The organism is Cytobacillus sp. FSL R5-0377 (assembly GCF_038004385.1).
Classification (GTDB): Bacteria; Bacillota; Bacilli; order Bacillales; family Cytobacillaceae; genus Cytobacillus.
Genome location: NZ_JBBORA010000001.1, coordinates 282341 through 308381, shown reverse-complemented (window position 1 = coordinate 308381; position 26041 = coordinate 282341). Strand labels below are relative to the sequence as shown.

The following is a 26041-nucleotide window of genomic DNA, read 5'->3' as shown; positions in this document are numbered from 1 at the left end:
CTTCTAAATGCGGCTGAGGGCAAATCGGCTACTTTTTTATGGTAAAATAAGTAAGTGGGGGTGTGGTGATTTGAAAGCCGAAATGTTAGATCAAATAAATTTAATTCAGGCATCCGAATTTATAGCAGAAAAGAACGCTTTTCCAGAGAATCATATAGGGTATTTAGGGACCGAAAAAAATGATATCCTTCATAGTTTAAAAGAGTTGAATAGTGATAACGAATCAGCTGCCTTCGTGATCTTTAAGGATGTTGCGATTGCAGGATTTCTAGGAGTTGATGCTGATCTGAATAAAAGGAATGCAGAATTATGGGGACCTTTTATTCTCGATTCTGAATTGATGGGACATTTATGGGAAAAAGCACTCCATTATTTCGAAGGACAGCTGCATACATACTTTTTATTTGCCGATACCTCCAACCATGCTGCAGCCAAGTTTGCTTTAAAAAATGGATTCCTTCTGCAATCGGCTCAAACATACATGGAACTGAAAAAAAATTCAGGCTTCGGTTTTAAAAATGTCAGTTTATTGCCGGTTCACCTTCATAGTGACTTTATTCATTTACATGATACTTTGTTTCCTCGTGCATATTATTCAGGAAAAGAGATTATTGAAAGGATCAATGATGATCACAAAGTCTATACATCTGAAGATGAAAATGGATTAGATGGTTATTTATATGCAGAATACAATCGTCAAGAAAAAGAAGGAAGCATTGAATTCATTGGTGTGGATCCTGATAAGCGGATGAAGGGCATTGGACGGAATTTGCTTGAAATGGCGGTTCATGATCTTTTTGTGAATAGTGTAGCCAATAGCATTAAGCTTTGTGTAGAGACAGCAAATGAGAAAGCGCTGTCTATTTATAAAAAAGCAGGCTTTAAAGTTGAGAGATCGCTGAATTTCTTTAAACTAGATATTCGGGTAAAAGAGCAATAAATTAGTGTGCTTTTGTATTTTTAGGTAATATATAAGTAATCAGATAAAATGGAGGGAACAACAAAATGGCTATTGAAAACCCAAGCAGGGACGAAATCGGTGTCCTCTTAAAAAAGGCAAAGAGGATTGCTGTTGTAGGATTAAGCGGAAATCCTGAACGTACATCCTATATGGTATCAGAGGCGATGCAAAAAGCGGGCTATGAAATCATTCCAGTAAATCCTTCTGTTGATGAAGTACTTGGTGTAAAGGCAGTACCGAGTCTTAAAGACATCGAGGGGCATGTAGATATCGTTAATGTCTTCAGGAGATCTGAGTTTCTTCCGGAAATCGCGCAGGAATTTGCCGAAATAGATGCTAATATTTTCTGGGCTCAGCTTGGAGTGGCAAACCAGGAAGCATATGATTTTCTAAAAGAAAAAGGGTACACTGTCATTATGGATCGCTGCATTAAAGTTGAACATGCTCTGACGAAGTAAACTCAGCATGAGGTCTAAATAGATCTCATGTTTTTTATTATTTATAAAATCCATGTAAATAATGGGTTCGTGTAACGGAATTAATCATGATAAATCTTTTAAATCCCAAGATCTTATTTGCCAAAACTAAATAAATAGATAAAATAAAGCATAGACCATCCTAATTTATATGGTAAAATATAAATACAGAACATCTGTTCGCAACCTGTTTTTTTACAAATAAAAATAGGCTGTACTGGTATGTTCAAATGCCGTGATCTTCGGCGGCAAGTGTTTTTGCAGGAAATGAAAGGGGTATGTTCGTGGCAAGAAATCAGGAAGCTTTTGACTACAATGATGATGCCATACAGGTACTCGAAGGGCTTGAAGCTGTTAGAAAACGCCCGGGTATGTACATTGGAAGTACGGATGCAAGGGGTTTGCACCATCTTGTATATGAGATTGTCGATAATGCTGTCGATGAAGCACTGGCAGGATACGGGGATCATATCATTGTTAGAATACATAAAGATAATTCAATTAGTGTACAAGATAAAGGACGCGGAATGCCTACAGGTATGCACAGAATGGGCAAGCCGACTCCAGAAGTCATATTGACTGTCCTTCATGCAGGAGGAAAGTTTGGTCAGGGAGGCTATAAGACAAGCGGCGGGCTTCATGGTGTTGGTGCATCTGTCGTCAACGCCCTATCTGAATGGCTAGTGGTAAAAATTAAACGTGACGGCTTTGTGTATGAACAGCGCTTTGAACTTGGCGGTAAGCCGGTTACTACCCTCGAAAAAACGGGCAAAACAAATCAATCGGGGACTACCATCCACTTTAAGCCGGATCCGTCGATTTTTTCGACAACCACGTATAATTATGAAACTCTATGCGAGCGTCTTCGTGAGTCTGCTTTCCTTCTAAAAGGAATGAAAATAGAAATCATCGATGAGCGTAATGATTTTCATGATGTTTTTCACTATGAAAACGGCATAGAAGCATTTGTTGAATATTTAAATGAAGAAAAGGATGTTCTCCACCCTGTCGTAAGCTTTGAAGGCGAAAGCAATGGGATTGAAGTGGACTTTGCTTTTCAATTTAATGATGGCTACTCGGAAAATGTTCTTTCATTCGTCAACAATGTCCGCACAAAGGACGGCGGTACGCACGAGGCCGGGAGCAAAACTGCGATGACAAGGGCCTTTAATGAATATGCCCGCAAGGTGAATCTGCTGAAAGAAAAAGATAAAAACCTGGATGGAGCGGATCTTCGGGAAGGTTTCACGGCGATCATCTCTGTTCGTGTCCCTGAGGAGCTTCTTCAGTTTGAGGGCCAGACAAAAGGCAAATTGGGGACCAGTGAAGCCCGTTCTGCGGTGGATTCAGTAGTTTCCGAGCATTTGTCTTATTTCCTTGAAGAAAACCCTGAGACAAGCTCACTGTTAATTAAAAAGGCGATAAAGGCTTTCCAGGCACGAGAGGCGGCCCGCAAAGCACGTGAGGAAGCAAGAAGCGGGAAAAAACGGAAAAAATCTGAAGCAATGCTTTCGGGAAAACTGACTCCTGCACAATCACGGAACCCTCAAAGAAATGAATTATATCTGGTTGAGGGGGATTCGGCAGGAGGGTCTGCCAAACAGGGCAGGGACAGGCGTTTTCAAGCTGTACTCCCGCTTAGAGGTAAAGTAATCAACACGGAAAAAGCAAAGCTTGCGGATATTTTTAAAAATGAAGAAATCAATACTATTATCCATGCAGTTGGTGCCGGTGTTGGAGCGGATTTTAATCTGGACGATGTCAACTATGATAAGGTGATCATCATGACAGATGCCGACACTGATGGAGCGCATATTCAGGTGCTCCTGCTAACGTTCTTTTACAGGTATATGAAGCCGCTGCTTGAAGCAGGAAAGGTATTCATTGCGCTGCCTCCTTTGTATAAGGTCAGCAAAGGTTCAGGCAAAAAAGAAATGATCGAATATGCATGGAGTGATGATGACCTGCAGGATACCATAAAAAAAGTGGGAAAAGGCTATATGCTCCAGCGCTACAAAGGACTTGGGGAAATGAACGCCGACCAGCTGTGGGAAACAACGATGGACCCTGAGTCGCGCACATTGATCCGCGTTAAAATTGATGATGCAGCCAGAGCTGAACGCCGGGTGACCACCTTGATGGGCGATAAAGTTGAACCCCGACGCAAATGGATCGAATCAAATGTGGCATTCGGACTTGAAGAAGACGGCAGCATACTTGAAAATGAAAATATTTCAGTACTAGAGGAGGAGGGTGTTGACTCATGAGTTCTGCTGAAAAATTCCGGGACCTTCCTCTTGAGGATGTTTTAGGCGACCGCTTTGGACGCTATAGTAAATATATAATTCAGGATCGTGCCCTTCCTGATGCACGTGATGGGTTAAAGCCCGTTCAAAGACGGATTCTTTATGCCATGCACGTAGAAGGCAACACACATGAGAAGGGTTTCCGGAAGTCCGCTAAAACAGTCGGGAATGTAATCGGCAATTATCATCCGCATGGCGATACTTCAGTTTATGACGCGATGGTGCGGATGAGCCAGGATTGGAAAGTTCGAAACCTTTTAGTTGAAATGCATGGAAACAATGGGAGCATTGATGGAGATCCTCCTGCAGCCATGCGTTATACAGAAGCTCGGCTGTCTCCCCTTTCTTCGGAGTTGCTGAGAGATATTGAGAAAAGAACCGTTGAATTCATTCCAAACTTTGATGATACATCAAATGAGCCAACCGTATTGCCGGCCGTTTATCCGAATTTGCTTGTTAATGGCTCGACAGGCATTTCGGCGGGGTATGCAACGGATATTCCGCCGCATCATTTAAATGAGATTATCGATGGTGTTATATTACGGATGGATAAGCCTGATTGTTCCATAGATGATCTTATGGAGCATATTAAAGGCCCTGACTTCCCTACGGGTGGCATCATTCAGGGAATCGATGGAATAAAGAAAGCTTATGAAACAGGAAGAGGCAAAATTATTGTCCGCGGAAAGGCTGAATTTGAGGATTTGCGCGGAGGGAAAAAGCAGATCGTCATCACTGAGATCCCTTATGAAGTGAATAAAGCAAATCTGGTGAAGAAGATTGATGAGTTCCGCCTTGATCGGAAAGTTGAAGGCATTGCCGAAGTCCGTGATGAAACAGACCGCACCGGACTACGGATTGTGATTGAATTAAAAAAAGATGCCGATCCTGAAGGCGTTCTTCATTATCTCTACAAAAACAGTGATCTGCAGATTCCATATAACTTCAATATGGTTGCCATCCACAATCGCCATCCGAAATTAATGGGACTAAGAGAGCTGCTGGATGCTTATATTGGCCATCGTAAAGAAGTTGTTACACGGAGATCCCAGTTTGAGCTGCAAAAGGCTGAGGCGAGAGAGCATATCGTTGAAGGCCTAATGAAGGCTTTGTCCATATTGGATGAAGTGATTGCGACAATCCGCGCTTCTAAAGATAAACGGGATGCGAAAGATAATCTGATTGCAAAATTTGCGTTCACGGAACCTCAGGCAGAAGCTATCGTTTCCCTGCAGCTTTACCGTTTAACCAATACAGATATCACTGCCTTAAGAGCGGAGGCTGAAGAGCTTGCTAAGCTCATCAGCGAGCTTAAAGCTATTCTGGAGAGCGAGAAGAAACTTCTCTCTGTTATTAAAAAAGAGTTAAGGGATGTCAAAAAGCGCTTTGCGGATGAACGCCGTACCAGAATTGAAGCGGAAATCGAGGAAATCAAGATCAATCTTGAAGTTCTGGTAGCGAGTGAAGATGTAATTGTAACGGTAACGAAGGAAGGCTATGTCAAGCGGACCAGCCAACGATCATTTGCTGCCTCTAACGGACAGGATTTTGGCATGAAGGATTCAGACAGAATTATTGCTCAGCTTGATATGAATACAACTGATGTACTTCTTGTTTTTACGAATAAAGGCAACTATCTGTACTGCCCTGTGCATCAGCTGCCTGATATCCGCTGGAAAGATCTCGGGCAGCATATTGCCAATATCATTCCGATTGACCGGAATGAATCGATTGTCCGGGCAATTCCTGTAAAGGATTTTGAGACCAAAGAGTATCTTCTGTTCATGACGAAGAACGGCATGGTAAAGAAAACTGAGCTAAAATCATATAAGGCGCAGCGATATTCAAAACCTCTGGTTGCTGTCAATGTAAAGGGCGATGATGAAGTACTTGATGTTTATTTAACTGATGGCACCAAGGAAATTTTCCTTGCGACCCACCAGGGATACGGCCTCTGGTTCCATGAGGAAGAGGTCAGCATAGTAGGGGCAAGGGCTGCCGGCGTTAAAGGAATTAATCTCAAAGATGGCGACTTTGTTACAGGCGCCCAGCTTATAGAGGAAGATAAAGAGCAGGCTGTTGTGATTGTTACACAGCGTGGTTCCATTAAAAAAATGAAGCTGACTGAATTCGAACGCACCTCGCGCGCGAAAAGAGGCGTCGTGATGCTTCGTGAATTGAAATCAAACCCGCATCGTATCATTGGGTGTGTAATCGTCCGCAGCAAAGATGTTTTATATATTGAAACAGAAAAAGGGAAGATAGAAGCAGTTAATGCTTCAGCAATCCGCTTTAATGACCGCTATTCAAATGGATCGTTTATCATTGACGTTACCGATAGCGGCAAAGCAAAATGCATCTGGAAGGCTGAAGTCCTGGAAGAGGATGAAGGCACTAAAACTGAATAGAATTAATGACCCCTGTGAATACAGGGGTTTATTTGTCTGCTGGAATATAATTTTATGTAAAACTGAGTCCTGAATAAACTGAATAATGTTATTCTTTTGAAAATCTATTTGTATAAAAAACTTATACTAGTTTATATGAAAGCGATTAAAAATATTTAATTCATTTTAGAAGAAACCCGGTATAATTGGCTTAAAATGAGGGTTTTTCTAGAATATTCACACTGGCGAATTAATATTCGACTTGTCTATTAAAAATTCTTTTGATAGATTATAAGGAGCGTGTTGTTTTTCCAAAATAATAAAAAATGTTTAGGGGGAAAAGTATGGGCTTATTAGAAACAGTCGTAGGCTTTCTAAATGATCTTTTATGGACGTACATTTTGATCGCCTCATTAATAATTCTTGGTTTATTTTTTAGTTTTAAAAGCAGGTTTGTCCAATTAAGATATTTCGGTGAAATGTTCAGAATATTGGGCGATAAAGCAATGGTATCTGCTAAAGGCAAAAGAGGGATTTCTTCCTTTCAGGCCTTCACTATTAGTGCAGCCTCCCGTGTAGGTACAGGTAATATTGCCGGTGTAGCAACTGCGATTGCTGCAGGGGGAGCTGGCGCTGTTTTTTGGATGTGGCTTATCGCATTTATTGGGGGAGCTTCTAGCTTCATTGAAAGTACTCTTGCTCAGATTTACAAAGTCAAAGATAAAGATGGGTTCCGCGGCGGGCCTGCCTACTATATGGAAAAAGGCCTTAACAAGCGTTGGATGGGAATCATCTTTGCTATCATTATTACTTTTTGCTTTGGGCTGGTTTTTAACTCTGTACAATCCAACACGATCTCCCTGGCCTTTAATGAAGCGTTTGGCACCAGCCGACTAACAATCGGAATTATATTGGCGGTATTAACGGCGGCTATCATTTTCGGTGGCGTTAAACGGATTGCGTATGTCTCTCAAGTCATTGTGCCGATCATGGCGGTTATATACTTAGCTGTGGCTATCATTATTGTCATCATGAACATCACAGAAATCCCTAATCTGATTGCCAGCATAGTCAAAGGTGCTTTTGGTATTGATCAGGCTGCAGGCGGAGCAATGGGTGCAGCAGTAATGATGGGTATAAAAAGGGGTCTTTTCTCAAATGAAGCAGGTATGGGTAGTGTACCAAATGCTGCGGCAACAGCAGCTGTTTCCCATCCTGTAAAACAAGGACTGATCCAAACCCTTGGGGTGTTTGTAGATACGATCTTAATTTGTTCTGCGACTGCTTTTATCATCCTGCTATCAGGTGATTATGCGAACTCTGATCTTACCGGCATAGAATTAACTCAGGCAGCCCTTAGCACACATGTTGGATCATGGGCACCTATTTTTATTGCAGTTGCTATTTTCTTATTTGCCTTTACTTCGGTTATTGGGAATTATTATTACGGAGAAACCAATATTGAATTTATTAAAGAGAGCCGCACTGCCCTGTTTACTTATCGCATAGCTGTAATCGGAATGGTGGTCTTCGGATCCGTAGTTGATTTAGCCATTGTTTGGAGCCTTGCTGATTTATTTATGGGCTTAATGGCGATCATTAACTTTATTGCGATTATATTGCTTGCTAAAGTTGCCTATGCAGCTCTGAATGATTATAAGGCACAGAGGAAGGCAGGAAAAGACCCTGTGTTTTATGCTGACTCCATTCCGGGCCTAAAAGGGATAGAATCTTGGGAAACGAAAGAAAGTGCTTTAAAAAAAGCAGCAAAATAAGTATTTAACAGCCTCTTATCCTATGGATAGGAGGTTTTTTGTCATTTTACATAGTATTTCCATAGTTGGGCAAGATAATAAAAAAATAGGGAGGGTACATAAATGAAGAAGGAATTGCTTTTTGCGTTTGCGGCGTTCTTTTTTATGTCTTTATCCGCCATAACCGGTGTATATGCAGGTGAACAAGACCAAAAGACTGTTACGCTGTCAAAAGATAAAGTGGATGTTACCGGTGATCAAAAGGCGGATACTGTCTATCTTAAGGGTATTTATTATGAGGAAGGCGCTTCATTTTTAAAGGAAATATCACTCAAAGTTAAGGCTTCAGACGGAAAAACATATAAAGCGGAGCTTGAAGGGGGCTATGAACCTCAAATACAATTTGAAGATCTAAACCATGATTCCATAAATGATATGTATATAAGTATTCCTACTGGCGGAAGCGGCGGCTTGTCGAATTTTTATTTATTTACTTTAAAAGAATTTAAACTAATTGACCTGTCTGTTCCGGATCCTTTAGTAATTAATAGCCAATTTGAAAATGGCTACAAAGCTACTATCAGTATCCAGGATACGAAACAATCGTATACATTCGATTTACGGGACAGAGGTGAAGAGTACGAACGGCTCGGTCTGTATGTAAACGGCAAGCTAAGCGAGCCGACGGAGCTTATGGTTAATCCATATAGTACGCTGAAGATCATCCCTATAGAAGGGAAAAAGGGATTAATGGGAGTTCAAAGAATAAGCGGTGCATATAATGCAGATACCATTGCCTTTGCAGAGTCCTTTTGGCTTTATGAAGATGGAAAATGGGTATTAAAAGACACGAAAGTTATGAATATGAATTCCCGCAAGCGTTAAAGACTGGGCATTTGTCACGTTTTAGCATGGCCTCCATATACTGAACATAAGGATATTTGTATAGGGGGTCGCTTTATATGAGCAAATTTAATCCATCTAAGCTGTCTGTTAAATATTTGCCTCCTGCGACGGAATTCAGACCCGTAGACAGCAGGAAATATACACTTACACATTCGGATGCAACAGGAGAATTATTTTTGGCCATAGGCGGATCCTATGATTTTAATGCAGTTAATCCAAAATTCCGTGATGAAGTTTTTGCTGAATGGATACCTCAAATGGGGCAGTATGTGCTGAGCGGGAGGGTATATATCAGCGGCGGGGAATTCGATAAGCAATACGCAAAAATTAGGTTTCTCATTTACCAGAAAGAACTGGAGCTGGCACTAACAGCCATGGCCTATGGAGACCGGTCTTTTTATTCCAACTATCCATGGCTGCTTGATTCACCAATCTTTATTTACTTTGAATCCGTTTATCCGGAATTCAGCAAGCTGATTTATTATGGAACTCCCAGAAAATATTTAAGTGCAGCATTGCAGCCAGTATGAAAATACACGTATAAGAACATTTGTTCTGTGGTGTGAAAAATGGCCCTAAACATAGCAGCAATTGGAAAACAAGCTGTATTTATTCATTAATGCAAAGGAGCGAATAGAATAATGAGGAATGAACAGGATAAAGAATTTGAATTGAGTTATGAATCTGATGGAGAGATGGGGGGAAAAACCAAAAGCCCTAGCAATAGTAAGAGGAACAATAAAGAAGAACGACAACAAGAGATGTTTTTTAATACTACACAGGATAGTGAATAAATTAATAAGTCGATCAGAATAGGTAGTTGCATATAAAAATGTTATGTAAACTAGAGTAAAAAAAGTATATGGTCAGGAGGGCGCTTGGATATCTGTTAATAGTGTTATCTAAGAAGAATTTACTGGAACATCGATTATGTTTTCGTAGCATCAGCTGAAATAAACAAACAAACAGCTCATAATCATTTAACTGCAATTATTTAAAGCCAAACTTTTCGTTTGCAGATTACATTAACATTTTAATAAATATAAGACTGTAAATTTTTATTCTGTCTCATTATCTTAAGTATACTTAGATAATGAGACGGAAATTCTATTGTTGCTTATAACTTCCTATAATATATATTATGTAAACTAGAAAAAATAAAAACAAACACGTGACTTAGTCCCCCAACTGTCCGCTGATGGGATTTCCCTACACTCTATACATAAACAATTATTCAATTTATCTTTACTTTTTAAGGGCAAATCACTATTGAATGCTTTGTTTTGTTTATATTAATAACCCTTACTAATTATCTCCTCAATTTTGGTCATCAAGCAAAAATAGTTATGAATTGTGAAACCACTGGTTTGTAAAATGTTCTGGTCACTATGTAACAATTTTATGGTCATCCTGCCCTCTTCCCATTAAAAACCATTCTAAACGAATATATAATTTCTCTCCTCTAACTATGAAGACATCAACATTTTTCCTTTTGACATAATTCACATTACGATGTAAATTTGTATCATAGTATATTCAAATAATCAGATATACAATTTAACAAATATTAAAAAGGAAGGCTTGTAATGCAGCAAAAAAGGTTTTTTACTGGGAGATTCAGTGGTTATTCTTTACAGGGTTTTCAAAAAGATCTTCTGTCAGGTCTTGTTGTTGGTGTTATTGCAATTCCTTTAGGCATGGCGTTTGCTATCGCTTCCGGAGTGAAACCTGAATATGGAATTTATACAACCATTATTGCAGGTATACTTATTTCACTGTTCGGTGGTTCAAAATACCAAATTGGCGGGCCCACTGGTGCATTTATCCCCGTTTTGTTTGGAATTGTCATGACATATGGTTATGAAAATCTATTAATTGCAGGATTTCTGGCAGGAATTATATTATGTTTAATGGGGATTTTTCGCCTCGGCATTTTAATTAAATATATTCCCAGATCAGTTACGATTGGATTTACATCTGGAATTGCTGTTATCATTTTCGTCGGCCAATTAGCTAACTTTCTGGGGCTTACAGGTGTAGAAAAGCATGAATCATTTCTTAAAAATATGAGAGAAATTTTTATTCATTTTCATACACTTAATGTTTATAGTGTTTTAACAGCTGGAATATGTTTGATTACTCTCTTACTTACACCCAGATTTTTCTCGAAAATTCCCGGCTCTCTTTTAGGGCTGCTGTTTTCTACCCTTGCAGCAATGTTCTTTTATCCTAATCAGGTAGCAACAATAGGCTCGACATTCGGAGAAATTCCTAACTCCTTACCCCAGTTTGGTTTTCCGGACATCACTTTTGAAAAAATTCAGCTCTTAATCGGGCCTGCCTTAATTATCGCTTTACTTGGAGGCATCGAATCTTTATTATCAGCTGTAGTAGCGGACGGAATGACAAAAAGTAAGCATCATAGCAATCGTGAACTATTGGGCCAGGGAATTGCGAATATGATTACTCCTTTATTTGGCGGAATCCCTGCAACCGGAGCAATAGCCAGAACAGCAACAAATATTAAGAATGGTGCAGTTTCGCCTTTTTCCGGGATAATTCATGGAATGGTGGTTTTGATAATCTTAGTAGTCTTTGCACCCTTTGCTTCCAGCATCCCTTTAGCCAGTATGGCCCCAATTTTAATGGTTGTTGCCTGGAACATGAGTGAGAGAAAAGAATTTTATCATGTACTCAGGACTAAAACGGAAGATTCACTAATCTTAGTCGTGACATTTTTATTAACCATTTTTGTAAATCTTACGGTTGCTGTGGAAGCAGGTCTCATACTAGCCATCGTCTTATTTACCAAACGCATGAGTGATATGCTGATAACATCTAAATCACTGCCTGATCCTAAAAACAAACATGAGAAAATACAGATTCACATGGTGACAGATACTCATGACTGCCCTCAAATCAGTATTTATAGTGTTGAAGGTCCCCTGTTTTTTGGGGCTGCTCAAGCCTTTGAGCAATCTATTATGAAAACAATCCAAAATAAGCCAAGAGTGATATTATTAAGAATGGGAAAAGTTCCTTTTATGGATATAACGGGGGAATATTATTTTTCTGGTATCATAAAGGAGTTATCAAAGCATGGAGTTATACTCATCTCCGGCTTAAAGCCACAGCCTAAAAGTATGTTAAAAAAGACTGGTATATATGACTTTATTGGAGAAGAACATTTCTTTGAACATACTGGTGAATCAATAAATTTCGCACTTAAACACTTAAATACAGAACAGTGTTTTGGTTGCAGACATTTTGCATTTAGAGAGTGCGCGGCATTATCGTGTCAAAAAAGTGATATCGGACAATTAAGAAGTGTTCCAGAGTATCTTAATTAATGAAAGAGAGGCCAAGTAATTGAACCTTGAAATTCAGCAATTCAAAGCGGAATTTTTTAAAGCTCTTGCCCATCCATTAAGGATAAGGATTCTTGAATTATTAGCAGATGGAGATAAGAATGTAAATGAAATTCAAAGTCTTGTAGGGAGTGAAGGCTCTGCTGTTTCTCAGCAATTAACCGTGCTAAGAGCTAAAAACATTGTCACTGGTACGAAAAATGGAAATCGGGTTATCTATTCTTTAAGAGATCCCATGATTATTGAATTGCTTCATGTTGCACGGCAAATTTTCAACAATCATCTTGTCGATACAATAGAAATGTTAGATAAGTTTAATGATGATGATGATCATGATCATTCTGAACAGTCTTAGTTAAGGTTTTAGGAAAAATAATTGAAATCAGGTGAGTAAAATGTTAACGGGTTTACTAATTGTTGGGGTCTTAATTGTTTTGGTTGTATTATTCTTAAGTGTTATAACCACTTCCAAAGCATACACCTTTAAGCATACAGTGGATCCTTTAGAAAATAATCCACATTTATGCGAAGATAAAGAAAATAGTGACAAAAATGTTTAGATGATTGTTTCTTATCAAATATTTTTTGTTATGTACCCTTTTATATACTTTTTTAATGACAATGTCGAATTAGCTTTTCTCCGGCATTGAGATCATTATATTGACAATTTACTTATTAAATGAATGTAATTCTGAATATACTTATGAAGATCGAAGCCTATTTGTCTGCCCTGAATGTGCTCATGAGTGGTCTTTAAACTCAGAAACTGAAAATAGTGAAAATCAAAAAACAATTACAGACGCAAATGGAAATGTTTTAAATGATGGTGATAATGTAACTGTAATCAAAGACCTTAAAGTAAAAGGAAGTTCATCTGTATTAAAAATAGGAACAAAAGTTAAAAATATACGTTTAGTGGACGGAGATCATGATATAGAATGTAAAATTGACGGTTTTGGAGCAATGAAATTAAAATCTGAATTTGTTAAGAAGGTTTAAGTTTCAAAATTTTTTCAGCTGTCCCCCATCGATGAACAAATGCCCACATTACAGTGGGCATTTGTTATATATTCAGTTTTACTGCTTTTTTTTCTCAAAACCAAGTTCATCTGCCATTTCAGTGAGCGCTGACAGGTTTTGGTTCTTAAAAGCATTGTTTAAATTTGATTTGTTTATGATCTGCTGCATGGGATGCGTATTGGCGCTGTGGTTTCGGCTGCGTGTAAATGCAACGGCTGCTGTGCTCAGCACTATGCTGATCAGTGATCCCCACAACCACCCCCAGTTGCTCTTCCTTTTTACGCCAAACATATTCATCATTGGCCTGCGCATATTCCCCATATTATTGAAAAGCGCTGAAATCCAGTTATTCAACTGCAAGCACTCCCTTATTTATAACCAATTTTGAAAGAGACGTTTTCTCTTCCGTTTCTTAATTTTCGCTTATGGGAATGCAAATATGCTGGCAATTTTTTTGATGGTCTTATTAACTCCAGTTAAACAAATACTTCCCAAATACCCAGCAATAATCAGCAGACGAATCACATTTAAAAATTAAAAAAAGCCAAAATACACTTGTAATAGTAGTACAGAAAGAAGGTAAGAAAATGACAGTTGGAACTCAAGTAAAACAGACCATTGCAGGCTTAAAAAGCGCACAGGCAAGTCTTGAAACCTTTGCTCTTGCAACCGACAACCAAAATGCTAAGCAGATGTACCAAAGTGCTGCCCAGCAGACACAATCCATCATTGATAGCCTTGAACCAAGACTTAAGGAGATTCAGGAAGAAGAACCTCAATATAATCAGTAAATCAACTGGCTGGCTTTTGCCAGCCGCAGTTTTATATAAAAACTCTTATGAATGGTGTGAATTTCTAAATGACCATAGCTTCTGATGTCAGTCAATGTCTAGCAGCAATTCGTTCTATCGAAGCTCAATTATCCAGCCTTGCATTAACTTCAATGGACGAAGAAGCTAAACGTCTTTTTCATGAATCTATGCTGGAGGTAAGCGAAATAAAAAATGATTTGGAAAACAGAAAACAGGTTATTGAGTTTGAGGAGCCTCAATATAAACCAAATTAATCAAACATGGAGATGAAATTATGCCTGAGTGGCTGCTGATTGGTGCTCGTTCTATTTTGTACGCAGGTGTTCTACTTATCATTACTAAACTGATTGGAAAAAAACAAATTTCAGAGCTTTCTTTTTTTGAATATGTATCAGGAATCACCATCGGGAGTATAGCCGGTGAAATTATTATGGGCTTAGACAACCACTGGGCAAGCGGAATTCTTTCTATTATGATCTTTGGTCTTGTAACATTATTTGCTGATATTCTCTCCTTAAAGAGTAAAAGCTTCCGCGATTTCTTTGAAGGAAAAGGGACAATATTTATTAAAGATGGAAAGATACTGGAAGACAATTTAAAAAAAGAAAGATACTCTATTGATGATCTTTCCTCCCTGCTCCGCCAAAAAAATGTCTTTAAGGCAGCTGATGTTGAGTTTGCAGTTCTGGAGCCTCGTGGTGACCTTAGCATCATGCTGAAGAAGGAAAACCAGCCGCTCACTCCAAAAGATCTTCAATTGAACTTGCCTCAGGAAAAAGAACCGCAAACGGTTATTATGGATGGTAACATTCTAAACGATCCATTGGCCGAGTCAGGAAAAAGCAAAAAATGGCTGAAAGCTGAAATCGAAAAATTAGGCCTCACTCAGGAAAATATTTTTTGGGGTCAAATTAATTCTTTTGGCGAATTAACTGTGGATGTATATGATGATTCAATTAAGGTTCCTGCACCTCAACAGCGCCCTCTGCTTCTGGCCATGATTAAGAAGTGTGCAGCGGACCTGGAGGTATTTTCATTGCAGACTGATTCAAAAAGTGCACAGAAGATGTATGAAAAAAATACTGAAAAGCTGAATCAAATTATTCAGAAACTGACTCCGTACCTTAAGTGATTTTACCTTCCCTCCTGCTTTCCTCCGTCCATCAAAAAACAAACACCAGAAATTTGGTGTTTGTTTTTTAACATGTCCCTTTCCCTTCCTTTTTCCATACTATCTTTTGCATAATCAGAGCTGCGGCCGCTATTAATGCCACAAATAGTAAGCTTACAAAGAATCCAAATCGGATTGATTTTTCAAGCAGTGTCCCGCTGACCGCAGCCAAGATTAGGATCAATCCTAAAATGGCCAGGATCTTGCCAAATATTTTGTTCTCCAATATCCTCAGTGCTGAAATTATTATGAAAGACCAATTAAATAAAATCATGATGCCTGCAGCAGTGGTAATGTATTCATAGATTTTTCCCGGCAAAAGCAAAGCTGTTACAATGGATGCAATTAAACCCGCTGTTGCAAGTGCGAGCGATGGCAGCGGCAGGTCCTTCCACTTTTTGATCTTTTTTGAAAAGACATTTGGAGCATCACCATCATCGGCTAAAGTAACCAGCAATGCTGTTACCCCAAACAGTGAAGCTGTCATGGTAGAGAAGCCGGCAATGATTATGGCTGCATTAAAAACGTGCGGGAAAAAGGCCAGGTTGTAATGTTCCATGGCAGTAACAAACGGACTTTCTTTTTCATTAAATTCTCCATGTGAAGCCATGTAAACGGCTAAACCCAAAGAAATGACATAAATGATGACCAAAACAATCAGCATGATAATGCCGGCTTTCGGTGCGTCTTCTTTCTTTTTTAATCTTGTAGCCATGAGGCCGATTACTTCAATTCCACCGTATGCATAGAAAGCATAAATTAAAGATGACCAAAAGCCTGTAAAACCCTCTGGAAACCAGTCCTGTACAGAACCTGGAAATCCAGGATGATTCACATTTCCGTCCATCACACCAGCCAAAGCAGCAAAAGCCAGGATGATGAACATGATGATGGCAGCAGTCTTAATGACCGCAAATAGGTTTTCTGCCTTATCAAAGCCTTTGCTTCCTGTAAGAACTACAATAATTGAAAGAATGGCATAACCAGCTGCAAAAATCCAAAGCGGGACGTGTGGCAGCCAGAATCTTGTTAAGATGGAAAGTGCAGTTAACTGGCTTCCCATGATTAATATATTTGAGCACCAGTAATTCCAGCCGCAGCTAAACCCTGCCCATTTCCCATAAGCTTTATTGGCATAATAGCAGAAAGATCCTTCCTGAGGGTCTTCTGCTGTCATCTTAGCTAAAAGATTATAGACTATATAAGTTCCAATAGCTGCTAATATAAATGAAATAACAATAGCGGGTCCGGTAATCTTGATTCCAATGGCAGACCCCAGAAAAAATCCGGTCCCGATGGTGCAGCCGACACCAATCAGTGATAATTGCCACCACTTTAAATCACCTGATTCACTTTCTTTCGAGGAATTTCCGCTTGGAAGAAAAAAATCCATGATGTACCTCCCTCTTTGCGTTGCAAACTGGCAAAAAAATAAGCCGATTCAGATGATGATCGGCTTCCGTTTTGGTGTCACTTGGAAATTTGCCATAATTCTTATTTCTTTTTCTCGGAAGTGTCGTTTTTTAACCCTGTAATAGATCTAAACAACTGTGTATTCATGCTCCCCTGGACAATATCCTCAAGGAAAAACTGCTCGATCAATTTTTTGTATTCCTCATCCTCAAACATCTTTTTATTTTGAAGCTCCATCTCGGCCAGACCTTCATATGTGGAAAGAAAAGCATATGTATGATCATCGCCTGATATGGGTGATAATAATTCGATTTTATGCTGGTAATTTTCGTTGCGGAAATTTTGTATCATTCTGAGGTTTTTAAGAGCTTCAACAAAGTTATCCTGCTTTAACTGAAAAGACTGATAAACAAAAACTGACATGATAATCCCCTTCCCAAGATTTCAGAACTTTTGATTCACAAAGTAAAATTCCAGGGACCTTATATATTTGGAAATGAAACTGCCCAGAGTTGTTCATTCCCGGATTGATTCCCTTCCTGTTTAGTTTGTTATTATTGTTAGAAAATATTCTTTGCTGATTTTCGGAAGCTTCCATAATGAATGAAAAAAGTTCCCTTTTATTGATTTTTTTCTCTGTAATTTTAGCAGGAGGAGTGCTAAAAATATTGAAGGGGCGATGTCCCATGAAAAATTATTAGGGAGCTGATTATATGCATACAGTTCAACATGGTTTACAGCAAGCAAATCAAGCGCGTCAGCTTGCACAGCAGCTGATCCAGCAGACCCAGCAGGGAAGCCAGCAATACCGTATGATGCTTCAGCAGGAACAGCAGAATATCCAAATGCTTGAACAGATTCTGCAGCGTGAAAAGCAGGCTGCCCAATTAATCGAGCAAAGTCTGCATAGTCACGAGCTGGCCATCCAGCGCTGCCAGGAAGTTGTAAACATTTGCAATCAAATGCAGGGGCAGCTCACCGGGCCAGAAATGACCGCATTCCCGCAGCCATTTAATAATCAGCCTGGATCTCAATATAATTATGGAGGCACTTTTCGACAGCAATAAATAAAAAACAGCCCGAAAAATTCGGGCTGTTTCCAGATTACACCATAACCTTGCAGATATCATTCGTAAACTCCACAGGGTCGCTGATTGGAAGTCCTTCAATCAATAATGCCTGGTTATACAGGAGGTTTGTATATAGATCTAATTTTTCTTTATCATTTTCCAAAGAATTCTTTAAGGCTTGGAATACTTCATGATTTGGATTGATTTCAAGGACCTTGTTCGCTTTTACATTCTGATTATCTGGCATGCTGCTGAGCACCTTTTCCATTTCAATGGTGACTTCCCCATCTGCAGTCAGGCACACCGGATGGCTTTTTAGTCTTTTGGAAATACGAACATCTGTTACTTTTCCTGATAATATTTCCTTCATGGTGCTGAACAATTCTTTATTTTCTTTTTCTTCTGCCTCTGACGGCTTTTCTTCTTCATTCTCTATGCCGAGGTCACCGCTTGAGACCGACTTGAATTCCTTCTCTTTATAGGACATGAGCATTTTAATAGCGAACTCATCTATATCCTCTGTAAAGTACAGAATTTCATAACCCTTATCCGCCACAAGCTCGGTTTGCGGAAGCTTTTCGATTCTTTCATATGACTCTCCGGAAGCATAATAAATATATTTCTGGTCATCCTTCATTCTGGATACATATTCATCAAGAGATGTTAAGGTCTTTTCTGTTGAAGAATAGAACAGCAATAAATCCTGAAGCGTTTCCTTATGAGTTCCGAAATCGCTGTAGACACCATATTTTAATTGGCGTCCAAATGACTTATAAAATTGTTCATATTTTTCCCGCTCATTTTTCATCAGCTGCTGGAGTTCGTTTTTAATCTTCTTGCTAATGTTTTTGGCAATAAGCTTAAGCTGGCGGTCATGCTGAAGCATTTCCCTTGAAATGTTCAAGGATAAATCCTCAGAATCAACCATCCCTTTCACGAAACTGAAATAATCAGGCAAAAGGTCTCCGCACTTATTCATGATTAAAACGCCATTCGAATAAAGCTCCAGACCTTTTTCGTATTCTTTTGAGTAGTAATCAAATGGAATATTTTCAGGAATATATAAAATGGCATTATAGCGGATGGTGCCATCCACATTAATATGGATATGCTTTACCGGCTTGTCAAAGCCATAATGCTTCTCCTGATAGAACTTTTCGTAATCTTCGTCTGTCAGCTCGCTTTTATTTTTGCGCCAAATCGGTACCATGCTGTTGATGGTCTGCTCTTCTGTTATTTCTTCAAACTCATTTTCAGCATCTTCTTTTGGTTTTCTGATGGTCACATCCATTTTAATAGGATAGCGGATGAAATCAGAGTATTTTTTTATGATTGACTTTAAACGGTATTCTTCAAGGTACTCATCATAGCTTTCAACTTCTGTGTTCGCTTTGATTTTTAAAATAATCTCAGTGCCGACCGTGTCTTTTTCATATGGTTCAATTGTATAACCGTCAGCACCATGTGATTCCCATTTGTACGCCTGATCACTGCCAAGTGCCCTGCTGATTACAGTTACCACATCAGCTACCATGAAAGCAGCATAAAATCCTACTCCAAATTGGCCGATAATATCATGGCCATCTTTAATCTCATTTTCTTTCTTGAAAGCGAGAGAACCGCTTTTGGCAATGACACCCAGGTTGTTTTCCAGTTCCTCCTTTGTCATGCCGATGCCGGTATCTTTGATTGTTAAAGTCCTGTCACCTTTATCAGGAACGACTTTTATGTAGTAACTGTCTTTTTCAAACGTTAAGGAATCGTCTGTAAGTGCTTTGTAGTAAATTTTATCGATCGCATCACTGCTATTGGAAATAAGCTCCCTCAGGAACACCTCTCTTTGAGAGTATATGGAGTTAATCATCATTTCCAATAATCTCTTGGATTCTGCCTGAAACTGTTTTGTTTCCATGTTCGTCTCTCCCCTTAACATTTTTGATACATTAGCACTTGAACCTTAAGAGTGCTAAACAATATTTTAATATCATATAAGCTAATAAATGTCAATTAGGATGAATGAATTTGTTTAAATGATTTCCTTGGCACATTCCACAAGTTTGCGTATGGTCTCTTCTAATTGCCGGGACAGCTGCTCTGGATTCCATTTTGAATTCTGATTGTCCAGGTCTGATTGTATTAACAGTATCATCCAAATCGAAAAAACAGCTGAAAACAGATAATATTCCTGTTTGAACTTTTCCCTTTCAGTGACCGGGATTTGAAGCTCCTCGCAATAACTGTCCAAAATCATGTTTCGCAATGTACGGCCGCACTCTCTTGGGAAATCTGGATGCGAAATATCAATTAAATGATACAAATCCCAATAAGGGGTGTTCAAGTGGCAATGCTCCCAGTCCAGAACAACTGTTTTATCGCCCGCATAGCCGAAATTCCCCTGGTGCAAATCTCCGTGGCAAAGAACCTTCTTATCGGTAAAGGGTTTATCGGCAATTGCGTTGAAAATTATATTTCCTATGAGAGCTGAAACATTATGTAACCTAAAAACAGCAAAAACCTTCTCTTTGTTTTTCAGTATATAGTCAGCCATTTCCTGAATAGGAGGTTTAGGACCCTTCAGCTGTGTATTGGAAACCCGCGCAATAGGAAAAGAATGCCACTTGGCCATTAATGCAGTCAGCTCCAGGGCAATATCATTATCAAATATATGGTTAATGGTGCCAAGATCCTCTAAAATAATCCAATTACTGATTGGTTTGCTCTGAACGGAGTACGACAGGATTTTAGGGTACTTAAGCGGGAGTTCTGCCAGGACATTTTCAAAAATCCAGACTTCTTTTCCAAGCTGGGAATTGTTTGTCAGCGGCTTGAAAATATAGCTATTTTAAGCATCAATAAAAAAGCGCTCGACAAACCTGCCGTTCACTCCTTGATAGATATTCTCTCTTCTTAAAATATTTTGGTCATTTAAAGTCCCGTCTGCATTCACAATATTAGTAAACAAGCTGGCGCCCCCCTTAAGTACAATATCCTCAAATATATATCAATCTGACTGGCTAAATAATACTGCTTTTTTTCAAGACGCAAAAAAAGTATCCTGTATAAGGATACTTTTCAAAGCAGAGTGAATTCATAGCCCTTATCCCGGATTTCAGCAATTAAACCAGGGAGGGCTTCTGCAGTCTGGGGTAATTCATGCAATAGGATGATTGCTCCATCTTCCAGGTTCTCAATAACGTTTCTGATTATTTGTTCAGGCTCTTCTTTAAGCTCCCAGTCCATCGAGGAGATTCTCCACAATATGGTGGAGAGCCCCAGCTCTTTCGCTGCAGCAATGGTATGCTCATTATACTGTCCATATGGGGGCCTGAATAGCTTCACTTCATGACCTGTGATGGATTCGATCTTTAATTTGCTTGTCCTTAGATCCCGGAATTGTTCAGCCGGAGTTAACTTAACGAGATTGGAATGCTTGGAAGAGTGTGTTCCAATCTGATGTCCTTCTTCCAGGACTCTCTTCCATGGACGTCCAGCGTATAAAAGCCGTGATTGCCAGAAGAAAACAGCAGGAACCTTTTCAGCCTTCAATATTTCCAGTATTTCCGGAAGAACTCTTGCCGGCCCATCGTCAAAAGTCAGCGTCACTGTTTTCTTAGATGATTGACCGGCATTAAATAATTGGATGTCAGGGTCGTTCGAAACGTACACGACGTTCGAGCTATCCACTATTCATGGACAATTGGCCATTTTTCTGCCTCCTCTCCTTAAGTTGATGGGATATATGATTTTTCGTAATAACTTTCTGCATCGTATGTAAATACATACATATCATCTGTAAACTGCTCTGGTTTGCCATCAAAAACGACTTCCCCATCTTTTAAGGCAATAATCCTGGTAGCATAGCGTTTAGCCAATTGAACATCATGGACATTAATGATGGTTTGGAGACCATGCCGATCATGCATCTCCTTCAGCAGGCTGAAGATCCGGTCTGAAGTTCCCGGATCCAGGCTGGCAACTGGCTCGTCTCCCAGCAGGAACCTTGGCTTTTGAAGGAGAGCCCTTGCAATGCCGACTCTCTGTTTCTGCCCTCCGCTAAGCTGTTCAACCCTGCGTTCGGCATAGTCGGCTAAGCCAACTTCTGCAATGACCTGTTTAGCCCGAGTCTTTTCTTCCTCCGTAAACCACCCAATGAGATTCTTAAAGCTGCTTCTGTAGCCGAACATGCCTGTCAGAACATTCTGCAGGACAGTCAATCTCGGAACTAAATTAAAATGCTGAAAGATCATTCCCATCTCCCTGCGGATTTTCCGAAGCTGTTCATCACTAAGTGCGGAAAAGGATTGGCCATCCCAGATGATTTCCCCTGACGTAGGTGACTGGAGGCTATTTAAACAGCGGATTAGAGTGGATTTTCCGGCCCCGCTTTTACCCAGGATACACACAAAATCTCCAGGGTGTATCGTCAGATTTATTGAATTAAGCGCGTTATGCTTCATGCCGGGATAACGGACAGTTATATTTCGAATCTCAAGCATTTCCTGCCTCCTTTATATCACTCGGTTTCTGACATAGCTTCCGAAAAGGTCCACTAGAATAACGATGATCATTATCACCAGGACATCGAGCGAAACGGAATTGTATTGGAAGGTTTTAAAATCATTAAAAAGTCTTTGGCCGATTCCTCCCCCGCCAATGAAGCCTAGGATAAGGGAAGTCCTTATGGCAACCTCAAAACGGTAAAAGTAATTTGATAATACATTTGGCCATATTTGAGGCAGGATGCTGAACAGGGATGCAAACCAGCTTTTTGCCCCAACTGCCTTCATGGCTTCCTGAGGGCCGGGATCAGAGGCTTCAATGAGCTCAGAGATCAATTTTCCCAGAACTCCAATGTTATGAAACATAATGGCCAGGACAGCCGGAAAAGGACCAAGTCCTAAAGCCGTCAAAAGAATCAAACCAAAAACAATTTCAGGAATGGAACGGACAAAGCTGAGGCCGACTCTGGTTATATGGTAAACAAATTTTGAGCCGGATGTGTTTTTAGCGGCCATAAAGCTTAAGGGAAGTCCGATAATAAGACCGAAAAAGCTTCCCAGAAAAGCCATAGCCAATGTTTCCAGACTGTCTTCAAGGATCCTTGGAAGGAGAGAAAAATCCATCGGGAACCAATGGGAAAGAAAGTCTATCATATTCCGGAAGTCCTTGAATTTCGATAAATCGAATTCCGTTAGCCTCATACTTAGATAAACAAATAAAACCAACACCAAATATGTTAGTATGCTGCGTCTTTTAAACCACAATCTTATCAGCCCTATTCTTTAATAAGTCCCTCTTTTAGGGCAGCCTGGCGGATGCTTTCATAATCTTTGTTGCTTGCTTCTGTAAATCCGCTTGCTCCGAATGCATCCAGAATTTCCGGATCTTCAATCGCAAGAAACGCTTCTTTTAGTGCTTTAATTGTTTCTTCATCTGTGTTTTCATGTACAGCCCAAGGGTATTGGAAAAGCTTCTCTGATTTCCAGATCGTTTTAATTTGATCTCCGTCTACTTTTCCTGAATCCACTAATTGATTATAAATGGCGCTGTCGACCGCACCTGCATCCACCTGTTTATTTTGAACTGCCAATGCAGTAGCATCATGTGAGCCGGTAAATCGGACGCTTTTAAAGCTGTGATCATCCTCTGATTTGTACACTTCACGGTCCTTCAATTCAATGGAAGGGATAAGAGATCCTGAAGTTGAATTGATATCACCGAAGGCAAAGTCCGTTTCATTGCTATTTTTAAGTAAATCTTCAAGTGAATTCCAAGGGTTGTCTTTGTGGGTAATGATATATGAATAATAGAATGGCTCTCCATCAATCAGCTGTGTAATGATGGCTTTTGCACCGCTCTTCTCATGGGCAACTACATATGTTAAAGGACCGAAATAGGCCATATCAATTTTATCGTAGTTCATGGCTTCGACTACGCCGTTATAATCCGGATAAACTTCAACAGCAACCTTCCGATCGAGTTTTTCCGATAATGTTGACTGCAGTTTCTCCATGGCAGATTCCATTGATCCCTCTGTTTGAACGGGGATGACTCCAATGGTGAAGGTTTCTTTCGATTGTTCTTTTGCATTTTTATCTGTGTTTTTTGTTTCATTGCCACTGCAGGCTGACAGAAGCATCAGTGAAAAGATAGTTATGAGCATTAAGAATTTTTTCATGTTTGCACTTCCTTGTTTTGTTTTTAGTGAAGGTAAAAAAGGACTCTTTGCGAGTCCTTTTTTAGATAACAGTAATCCTTCCGGGATTCTGTTCTGTGACTGTCCCTATGATGGAAGCCCATTCTACTCCTTTTGACTTAAGGTCATTCAGGAGTGGTTCAGCTTCTGATTCAGGAACGGTTATTAAAAGTCCTCCTGATGTTATAGCATCACAAAGAATCACTTGGTCAACATCATCAATATTTTCGTATTGAATTCGTCCGGATAGCCATTTATGATTCTTTTTAGAACCGCCAGGAATTATATTCTGTTCAGCAAGCTCTCTTGTTTTTGGAAGGATTGGAACAGCTTTTCTTTCAATCGTTATCCCTGTGCCGCTTCCTTCCGCAATCTCCATGGCATGTCCTAGAAGGCCAAAACCGGTAATGTCTGTGCAGGCATTAACCTGGTAGTTATCCATAGCCTCTGCTGCCTCTTTATTTAGAGCAGCCATGACTTCCATCACACAGTCAATGCCTTCCTGATCCAGCATGTCCCTTTTTATCGCTTGAGTAAGGATGCCTACGCCAATCGGCTTGGTTAAAATCACCTTGTCACCAGGTTTGGCCGAAGCATTGGTTCTCACCCGTTCAGGATGTACGGTTCCAGTAACAGATAAGCCGAATTTTGGCTCCTGGTCGTCAATGGAGTGCCCCCCTACTAATACAGCACCTGATTCTTTCACTTTGTCTGACGCACCAGCCAGAATGTCTGCAAGTATACTTTTATCCAATTTGCTGATCGGGAAACCTACAATATTCATGACAGTTATAGGCTTTCCGCCCATAGCGTAAATATCACTAAGCGAATTGGCTGCAGCAATTTGGCCGAACATGTACGGATCATCAACGATAGGTGTAAAGAAATCCAGTGTCTGCACAAGGGCAGTTTCATCATTTATTTTATATACGCCTGCATCATCTGATGTATCCAATCCTACCAGGAGGTTTGGGTCAGGTACAGACTTTGGCAAATGACGCAGAACCTGCGCCAGGTCCTCAGGACCAATTTTGCATCCTCAGCCGCCTTTTGTTGATAAAGAAGTCAGTTTTACGATTTCTTCTCTCGACATATTTCTCTCTCCTTGCCTATTCATTGTTTACTTGGGGATTTTTCTAAGATGGTTTCGTAAATTTTCTGAAGTATTTTGGCTTCATATTCTGAAGAATGACTGTCCTCAATGTAAAGTTTGGCAGCATGCCCCAATTTAATCCTCAATTCGTTATTATTCACTAGTTTGTCTGCATTATCAAGGAATTCGACCGGATTAGTGTAGATTAAACCGGTTTCCTGATGCGAAATGATATTCCTGTTTCCCAGGTTATTGGCGGCAAGAACTGGAAGTTTATAATTCATTGCTTCTAAAATGGCAGCAGGCTGGCCTTCAGAATGGGATGTGTTCAATACGGCATCAGCTTGTCTGTATAGCTCTCCCATATGGTGATGCGGGATTTGGCCAAAATATTGAACCCATTCTTTATTTCTTTCAGTAAGGGTCTTTACGATATTTCCCTCTTCTTCTTCAATAACAGGACCCGCCAGCCAAAGACGGATGCGGGGATTCTTTTCATATAGCACTTTAAGCTTTTCGATGGCAAAAGGAATATTCTTCACCTTACGGATTCCTGCCGGCAGCAAAAATACAAAAGTGCCGTGTTCTTTTTTATAATCCGCTCCAGCTTTCGAAAATATTACAGTGCCCTGATGGATCACGCTAATTTTATTTTTTGCTTCAGGTATTTCACCTGCTAGGACTAGCTTAGCCTCTTCATCAAATACATGAATAGCTTCCGCATTGATAATAGTTTGAATGACTTCGGCTTTCTTCTCCGGATTATGAAGGTCGATATTTAAATCCGTCCCGGTCATGGTTACGACATATCTTTCAGGTTTTTCACCTAGCCCTTTCATAAAATGGCCAAACCGATAAGCATTAAAGCCATGAACGATATCGGCTTTTGGCAGGCTGGATAATTTGCAGCTGTCTGTGATATTAATAATTTCAGTCTCAATGCCCAACTTATTAAGGCCATCAGATATACGCTGCACAGTTACGGTATTTCCTCTTGCCTGATGAAAATTCGGGCTTGCCAGAAGTACTTTCATCCTTTCATCCTTCACAATTATATTTGTACGATCTTCGTGTTAATTAAAGTTTGCATCAATTATTGCAGGAATAT

Annotated in this window: 27 protein-coding genes; 16 read left to right on the top strand and 11 right to left on the bottom strand. The window is 39.8% G+C overall.

What is annotated here, in order from left to right:
• Positions 1-70: 70 nt before the first annotated feature.
• The 12 genes from NSQ49_RS01550 (at position 71) to NSQ49_RS01495 (ending at position 13157) form a co-directional block, all read left to right on the top strand.
• A complete protein-coding gene (locus NSQ49_RS01550; protein ID WP_159867375.1) occupies positions 71-940 on the top strand; it encodes a GNAT family N-acetyltransferase in 870 nt (289 codons plus the stop codon).
• 65 nt (positions 941-1005) lie between these two features.
• Complete coding sequence (locus tag NSQ49_RS01545) at positions 1006-1419, top strand: CoA-binding protein (RefSeq protein WP_251283794.1); 414 nt, start codon at positions 1006-1008, stop codon at positions 1417-1419.
• Positions 1420-1721: 302 nt separating this feature from the next.
• On the top strand, positions 1722-3704 hold the full coding sequence (gene parE, locus NSQ49_RS01540) for a DNA topoisomerase IV subunit B (protein WP_311315913.1): 1983 nt from the start codon (positions 1722-1724) through the stop codon (positions 3702-3704).
• Complete coding sequence (parC, locus tag NSQ49_RS01535) at positions 3701-6151, top strand: DNA topoisomerase IV subunit A (protein WP_251283796.1); 2451 nt, start codon at positions 3701-3703, stop codon at positions 6149-6151. The genes parE and parC overlap by 4 nt, the downstream gene beginning before the upstream one ends.
• 323 nt (positions 6152-6474) lie before the next feature.
• Positions 6475-7905: an alanine/glycine:cation symporter family protein gene (locus NSQ49_RS01530; protein ID WP_159867384.1), complete on the top strand. Its 1431-nt coding sequence runs from the start codon at positions 6475-6477 to the stop codon at positions 7903-7905.
• Between the two features lie 102 nt (positions 7906-8007).
• Positions 8008-8769, top strand: a complete 762-nt coding sequence (locus NSQ49_RS01525; RefSeq protein WP_251283797.1) for a hypothetical protein — start codon at positions 8008-8010, stop codon at positions 8767-8769.
• A 77-nt stretch (positions 8770-8846) separates the two neighbouring features.
• Positions 8847-9320 carry a staygreen family protein gene (locus NSQ49_RS01520; RefSeq protein WP_159867389.1) on the top strand — a complete coding sequence of 158 codons (474 nt, stop codon included), beginning with the start codon at positions 8847-8849 and terminating at the stop codon, positions 9318-9320.
• 111 nt (positions 9321-9431) lie between these two features.
• Entirely contained in the window at positions 9432-9584 is a 153-nt protein-coding gene (locus tag NSQ49_RS01515) for a hypothetical protein (protein ID WP_201306566.1), read from the top strand.
• 792 nt (positions 9585-10376) lie between these two features.
• Entirely contained in the window at positions 10377-12140 is a 1764-nt protein-coding gene (locus NSQ49_RS01510) for a SulP family inorganic anion transporter (protein WP_251283798.1), read from the top strand.
• 19 nt (positions 12141-12159) lie between these two features.
• Positions 12160-12513, top strand: coding sequence for an ArsR/SmtB family transcription factor (locus tag NSQ49_RS01505; protein ID WP_251283799.1), 354 nt, complete (start codon positions 12160-12162; stop codon positions 12511-12513).
• A gap of 40 nt (positions 12514-12553) precedes the next feature.
• Positions 12554-12718, top strand: a complete 165-nt coding sequence (ytzI, locus tag NSQ49_RS01500) for a YtzI protein (protein ID WP_159867398.1) — start codon at positions 12554-12556, stop codon at positions 12716-12718.
• 100 nt (positions 12719-12818) lie between these two features.
• On the top strand, positions 12819-13157 hold the full coding sequence (locus NSQ49_RS01495) for a zinc ribbon domain-containing protein YjdM (RefSeq protein WP_251283800.1): 339 nt from the start codon (positions 12819-12821) through the stop codon (positions 13155-13157).
• Positions 13158-13235: 78 nt separating this feature from the next.
• Here the strand turns inward: NSQ49_RS01495 and NSQ49_RS01490 are convergent, their stop codons facing one another.
• Positions 13236-13532 (bottom strand): hypothetical protein, encoded by a 297-nt coding sequence (locus NSQ49_RS01490; RefSeq protein ID WP_159867401.1) that lies wholly within the window; start codon positions 13530-13532, stop codon positions 13236-13238.
• Between the two features lie 233 nt (positions 13533-13765).
• Between NSQ49_RS01490 and NSQ49_RS01485 the strand changes: the two genes are divergently transcribed.
• The 3 genes from NSQ49_RS01485 (at position 13766) to NSQ49_RS01475 (ending at position 15122) form a co-directional block, all read left to right on the top strand.
• The gene (locus NSQ49_RS01485) at positions 13766-13969 is read left to right on the top strand and encodes a DUF1657 domain-containing protein (RefSeq protein WP_159867404.1); all 204 of its coding nucleotides are present in this window, start codon (positions 13766-13768) and stop codon (positions 13967-13969) included.
• 68 nt (positions 13970-14037) lie between these two features.
• Positions 14038-14244: a DUF1657 domain-containing protein gene (locus NSQ49_RS01480; RefSeq protein WP_159867407.1), complete on the top strand. Its 207-nt coding sequence runs from the start codon at positions 14038-14040 to the stop codon at positions 14242-14244.
• A gap of 20 nt (positions 14245-14264) precedes the next feature.
• Complete coding sequence (locus NSQ49_RS01475) at positions 14265-15122, top strand: DUF421 domain-containing protein (protein ID WP_159867410.1); 858 nt, start codon at positions 14265-14267, stop codon at positions 15120-15122.
• 67 nt (positions 15123-15189) lie between these two features.
• Here NSQ49_RS01475 and NSQ49_RS01470 read toward each other — a convergent pair whose 3' ends face one another.
• Both NSQ49_RS01470 and NSQ49_RS01465 read right to left on the bottom strand, forming a co-directional pair.
• A complete protein-coding gene (locus NSQ49_RS01470; protein ID WP_251283801.1) occupies positions 15190-16554 on the bottom strand; it encodes an amino acid permease in 1365 nt (454 codons plus the stop codon).
• 101 nt (positions 16555-16655) lie between these two features.
• Positions 16656-16997, bottom strand: a complete 342-nt coding sequence (locus NSQ49_RS01465; protein WP_159867416.1) for a hypothetical protein — start codon at positions 16995-16997, stop codon at positions 16656-16658.
• A 290-nt stretch (positions 16998-17287) separates the two neighbouring features.
• Here NSQ49_RS01465 and NSQ49_RS01460 point away from each other — a divergent pair, with 290 nt between their 5' ends.
• The gene (locus tag NSQ49_RS01460; RefSeq protein WP_159867419.1) at positions 17288-17641 is read left to right on the top strand and encodes a hypothetical protein; all 354 of its coding nucleotides are present in this window, start codon (positions 17288-17290) and stop codon (positions 17639-17641) included.
• Positions 17642-17678: 37 nt separating this feature from the next.
• Here NSQ49_RS01460 and htpG read toward each other — a convergent pair whose 3' ends face one another.
• From htpG to NSQ49_RS01420, 8 genes are all read right to left on the bottom strand, one after another.
• Complete coding sequence (htpG, locus tag NSQ49_RS01455) at positions 17679-19556, bottom strand: molecular chaperone HtpG (protein ID WP_251283802.1); 1878 nt, start codon at positions 19554-19556, stop codon at positions 17679-17681.
• Positions 19557-19670: 114 nt separating this feature from the next.
• The gene (locus NSQ49_RS01450) at positions 19671-20270 is read right to left on the bottom strand and encodes a phosphotransferase (protein WP_251283803.1); all 600 of its coding nucleotides are present in this window, start codon (positions 20268-20270) and stop codon (positions 19671-19673) included.
• A 446-nt stretch (positions 20271-20716) separates the two neighbouring features.
• Positions 20717-21310, bottom strand: a complete 594-nt coding sequence (locus NSQ49_RS01445) for a polysaccharide deacetylase family protein (protein ID WP_341070282.1) — start codon at positions 21308-21310, stop codon at positions 20717-20719.
• Between the two features lie 56 nt (positions 21311-21366).
• Positions 21367-22140: a phosphonate ABC transporter ATP-binding protein gene (gene phnC / locus NSQ49_RS01440; protein ID WP_251283805.1), complete on the bottom strand. Its 774-nt coding sequence runs from the start codon at positions 22138-22140 to the stop codon at positions 21367-21369.
• Between the two features lie 12 nt (positions 22141-22152).
• A complete protein-coding gene (phnE, locus tag NSQ49_RS01435; protein WP_396398729.1) occupies positions 22153-22887 on the bottom strand; it encodes a phosphonate ABC transporter, permease protein PhnE in 735 nt (244 codons plus the stop codon).
• 32 nt (positions 22888-22919) lie between these two features.
• Positions 22920-23822 (bottom strand): phosphate/phosphite/phosphonate ABC transporter substrate-binding protein, encoded by a 903-nt coding sequence (gene phnD, locus NSQ49_RS01430; RefSeq protein WP_251283806.1) that lies wholly within the window; start codon positions 23820-23822, stop codon positions 22920-22922.
• Positions 23823-23883: 61 nt separating this feature from the next.
• Complete coding sequence (selD, locus tag NSQ49_RS01425) at positions 23884-24933, bottom strand: selenide, water dikinase SelD (RefSeq protein WP_251283807.1); 1050 nt, start codon at positions 24931-24933, stop codon at positions 23884-23886.
• A 20-nt stretch (positions 24934-24953) separates the two neighbouring features.
• On the bottom strand, positions 24954-25967 hold the full coding sequence (locus tag NSQ49_RS01420) for a glycosyltransferase (RefSeq protein ID WP_251283808.1): 1014 nt from the start codon (positions 25965-25967) through the stop codon (positions 24954-24956).
• Positions 25968-26041 lie beyond the last annotated feature (74 nt).

What these genes read in the sequence shown, in the direction of transcription:
- NSQ49_RS01470 (WP_251283801.1), bottom strand. Translation starts at nt 16,554, where the DNA reads ATGGATTTTTTTCTTCCAAGCGGAAATTCCTCGAAAGAAAGTGAATCA.
- NSQ49_RS01475 (WP_159867410.1), top strand. Translation starts at nt 14,265, where the DNA reads ATGCCTGAGTGGCTGCTGATTGGTGCTCGTTCTATTTTGTACGCAGGT.
- NSQ49_RS01465 (WP_159867416.1), bottom strand. Translation starts at nt 16,997, where the DNA reads ATGTCAGTTTTTGTTTATCAGTCTTTTCAGTTAAAGCAGGATAACTTT.
- NSQ49_RS01545 (WP_251283794.1), top strand. Translation starts at nt 1,006, where the DNA reads ATGGCTATTGAAAACCCAAGCAGGGACGAAATCGGTGTCCTCTTAAAA.
- NSQ49_RS01515 (WP_201306566.1), top strand. Translation starts at nt 9,432, where the DNA reads ATGAGGAATGAACAGGATAAAGAATTTGAATTGAGTTATGAATCTGAT.
- NSQ49_RS01530 (WP_159867384.1), top strand. Translation starts at nt 6,475, where the DNA reads ATGGGCTTATTAGAAACAGTCGTAGGCTTTCTAAATGATCTTTTATGG.
- NSQ49_RS01450 (WP_251283803.1), bottom strand. Translation starts at nt 20,270, where the DNA reads ATGGCCAAGTGGCATTCTTTTCCTATTGCGCGGGTTTCCAATACACAG.
- NSQ49_RS01525 (WP_251283797.1), top strand. Translation starts at nt 8,008, where the DNA reads ATGAAGAAGGAATTGCTTTTTGCGTTTGCGGCGTTCTTTTTTATGTCT.
- parC (WP_251283796.1), top strand. Translation starts at nt 3,701, where the DNA reads ATGAGTTCTGCTGAAAAATTCCGGGACCTTCCTCTTGAGGATGTTTTA.
- NSQ49_RS01480 (WP_159867407.1), top strand. Translation starts at nt 14,038, where the DNA reads ATGACCATAGCTTCTGATGTCAGTCAATGTCTAGCAGCAATTCGTTCT.
- htpG (WP_251283802.1), bottom strand. Translation starts at nt 19,556, where the DNA reads ATGGAAACAAAACAGTTTCAGGCAGAATCCAAGAGATTATTGGAAATG.
- phnC (WP_251283805.1), bottom strand. Translation starts at nt 22,140, where the DNA reads ATGCTTGAGATTCGAAATATAACTGTCCGTTATCCCGGCATGAAGCAT.
- NSQ49_RS01485 (WP_159867404.1), top strand. Translation starts at nt 13,766, where the DNA reads ATGACAGTTGGAACTCAAGTAAAACAGACCATTGCAGGCTTAAAAAGC.
- NSQ49_RS01460 (WP_159867419.1), top strand. Translation starts at nt 17,288, where the DNA reads ATGCATACAGTTCAACATGGTTTACAGCAAGCAAATCAAGCGCGTCAG.
- NSQ49_RS01420 (WP_251283808.1), bottom strand. Translation starts at nt 25,967, where the DNA reads ATGAAAGTACTTCTGGCAAGCCCGAATTTTCATCAGGCAAGAGGAAAT.
- NSQ49_RS01510 (WP_251283798.1), top strand. Translation starts at nt 10,377, where the DNA reads ATGCAGCAAAAAAGGTTTTTTACTGGGAGATTCAGTGGTTATTCTTTA.
- phnD (WP_251283806.1), bottom strand. Translation starts at nt 23,822, where the DNA reads ATGAAAAAATTCTTAATGCTCATAACTATCTTTTCACTGATGCTTCTG.
- ytzI (WP_159867398.1), top strand. Translation starts at nt 12,554, where the DNA reads ATGTTAACGGGTTTACTAATTGTTGGGGTCTTAATTGTTTTGGTTGTA.
- NSQ49_RS01520 (WP_159867389.1), top strand. Translation starts at nt 8,847, where the DNA reads ATGAGCAAATTTAATCCATCTAAGCTGTCTGTTAAATATTTGCCTCCT.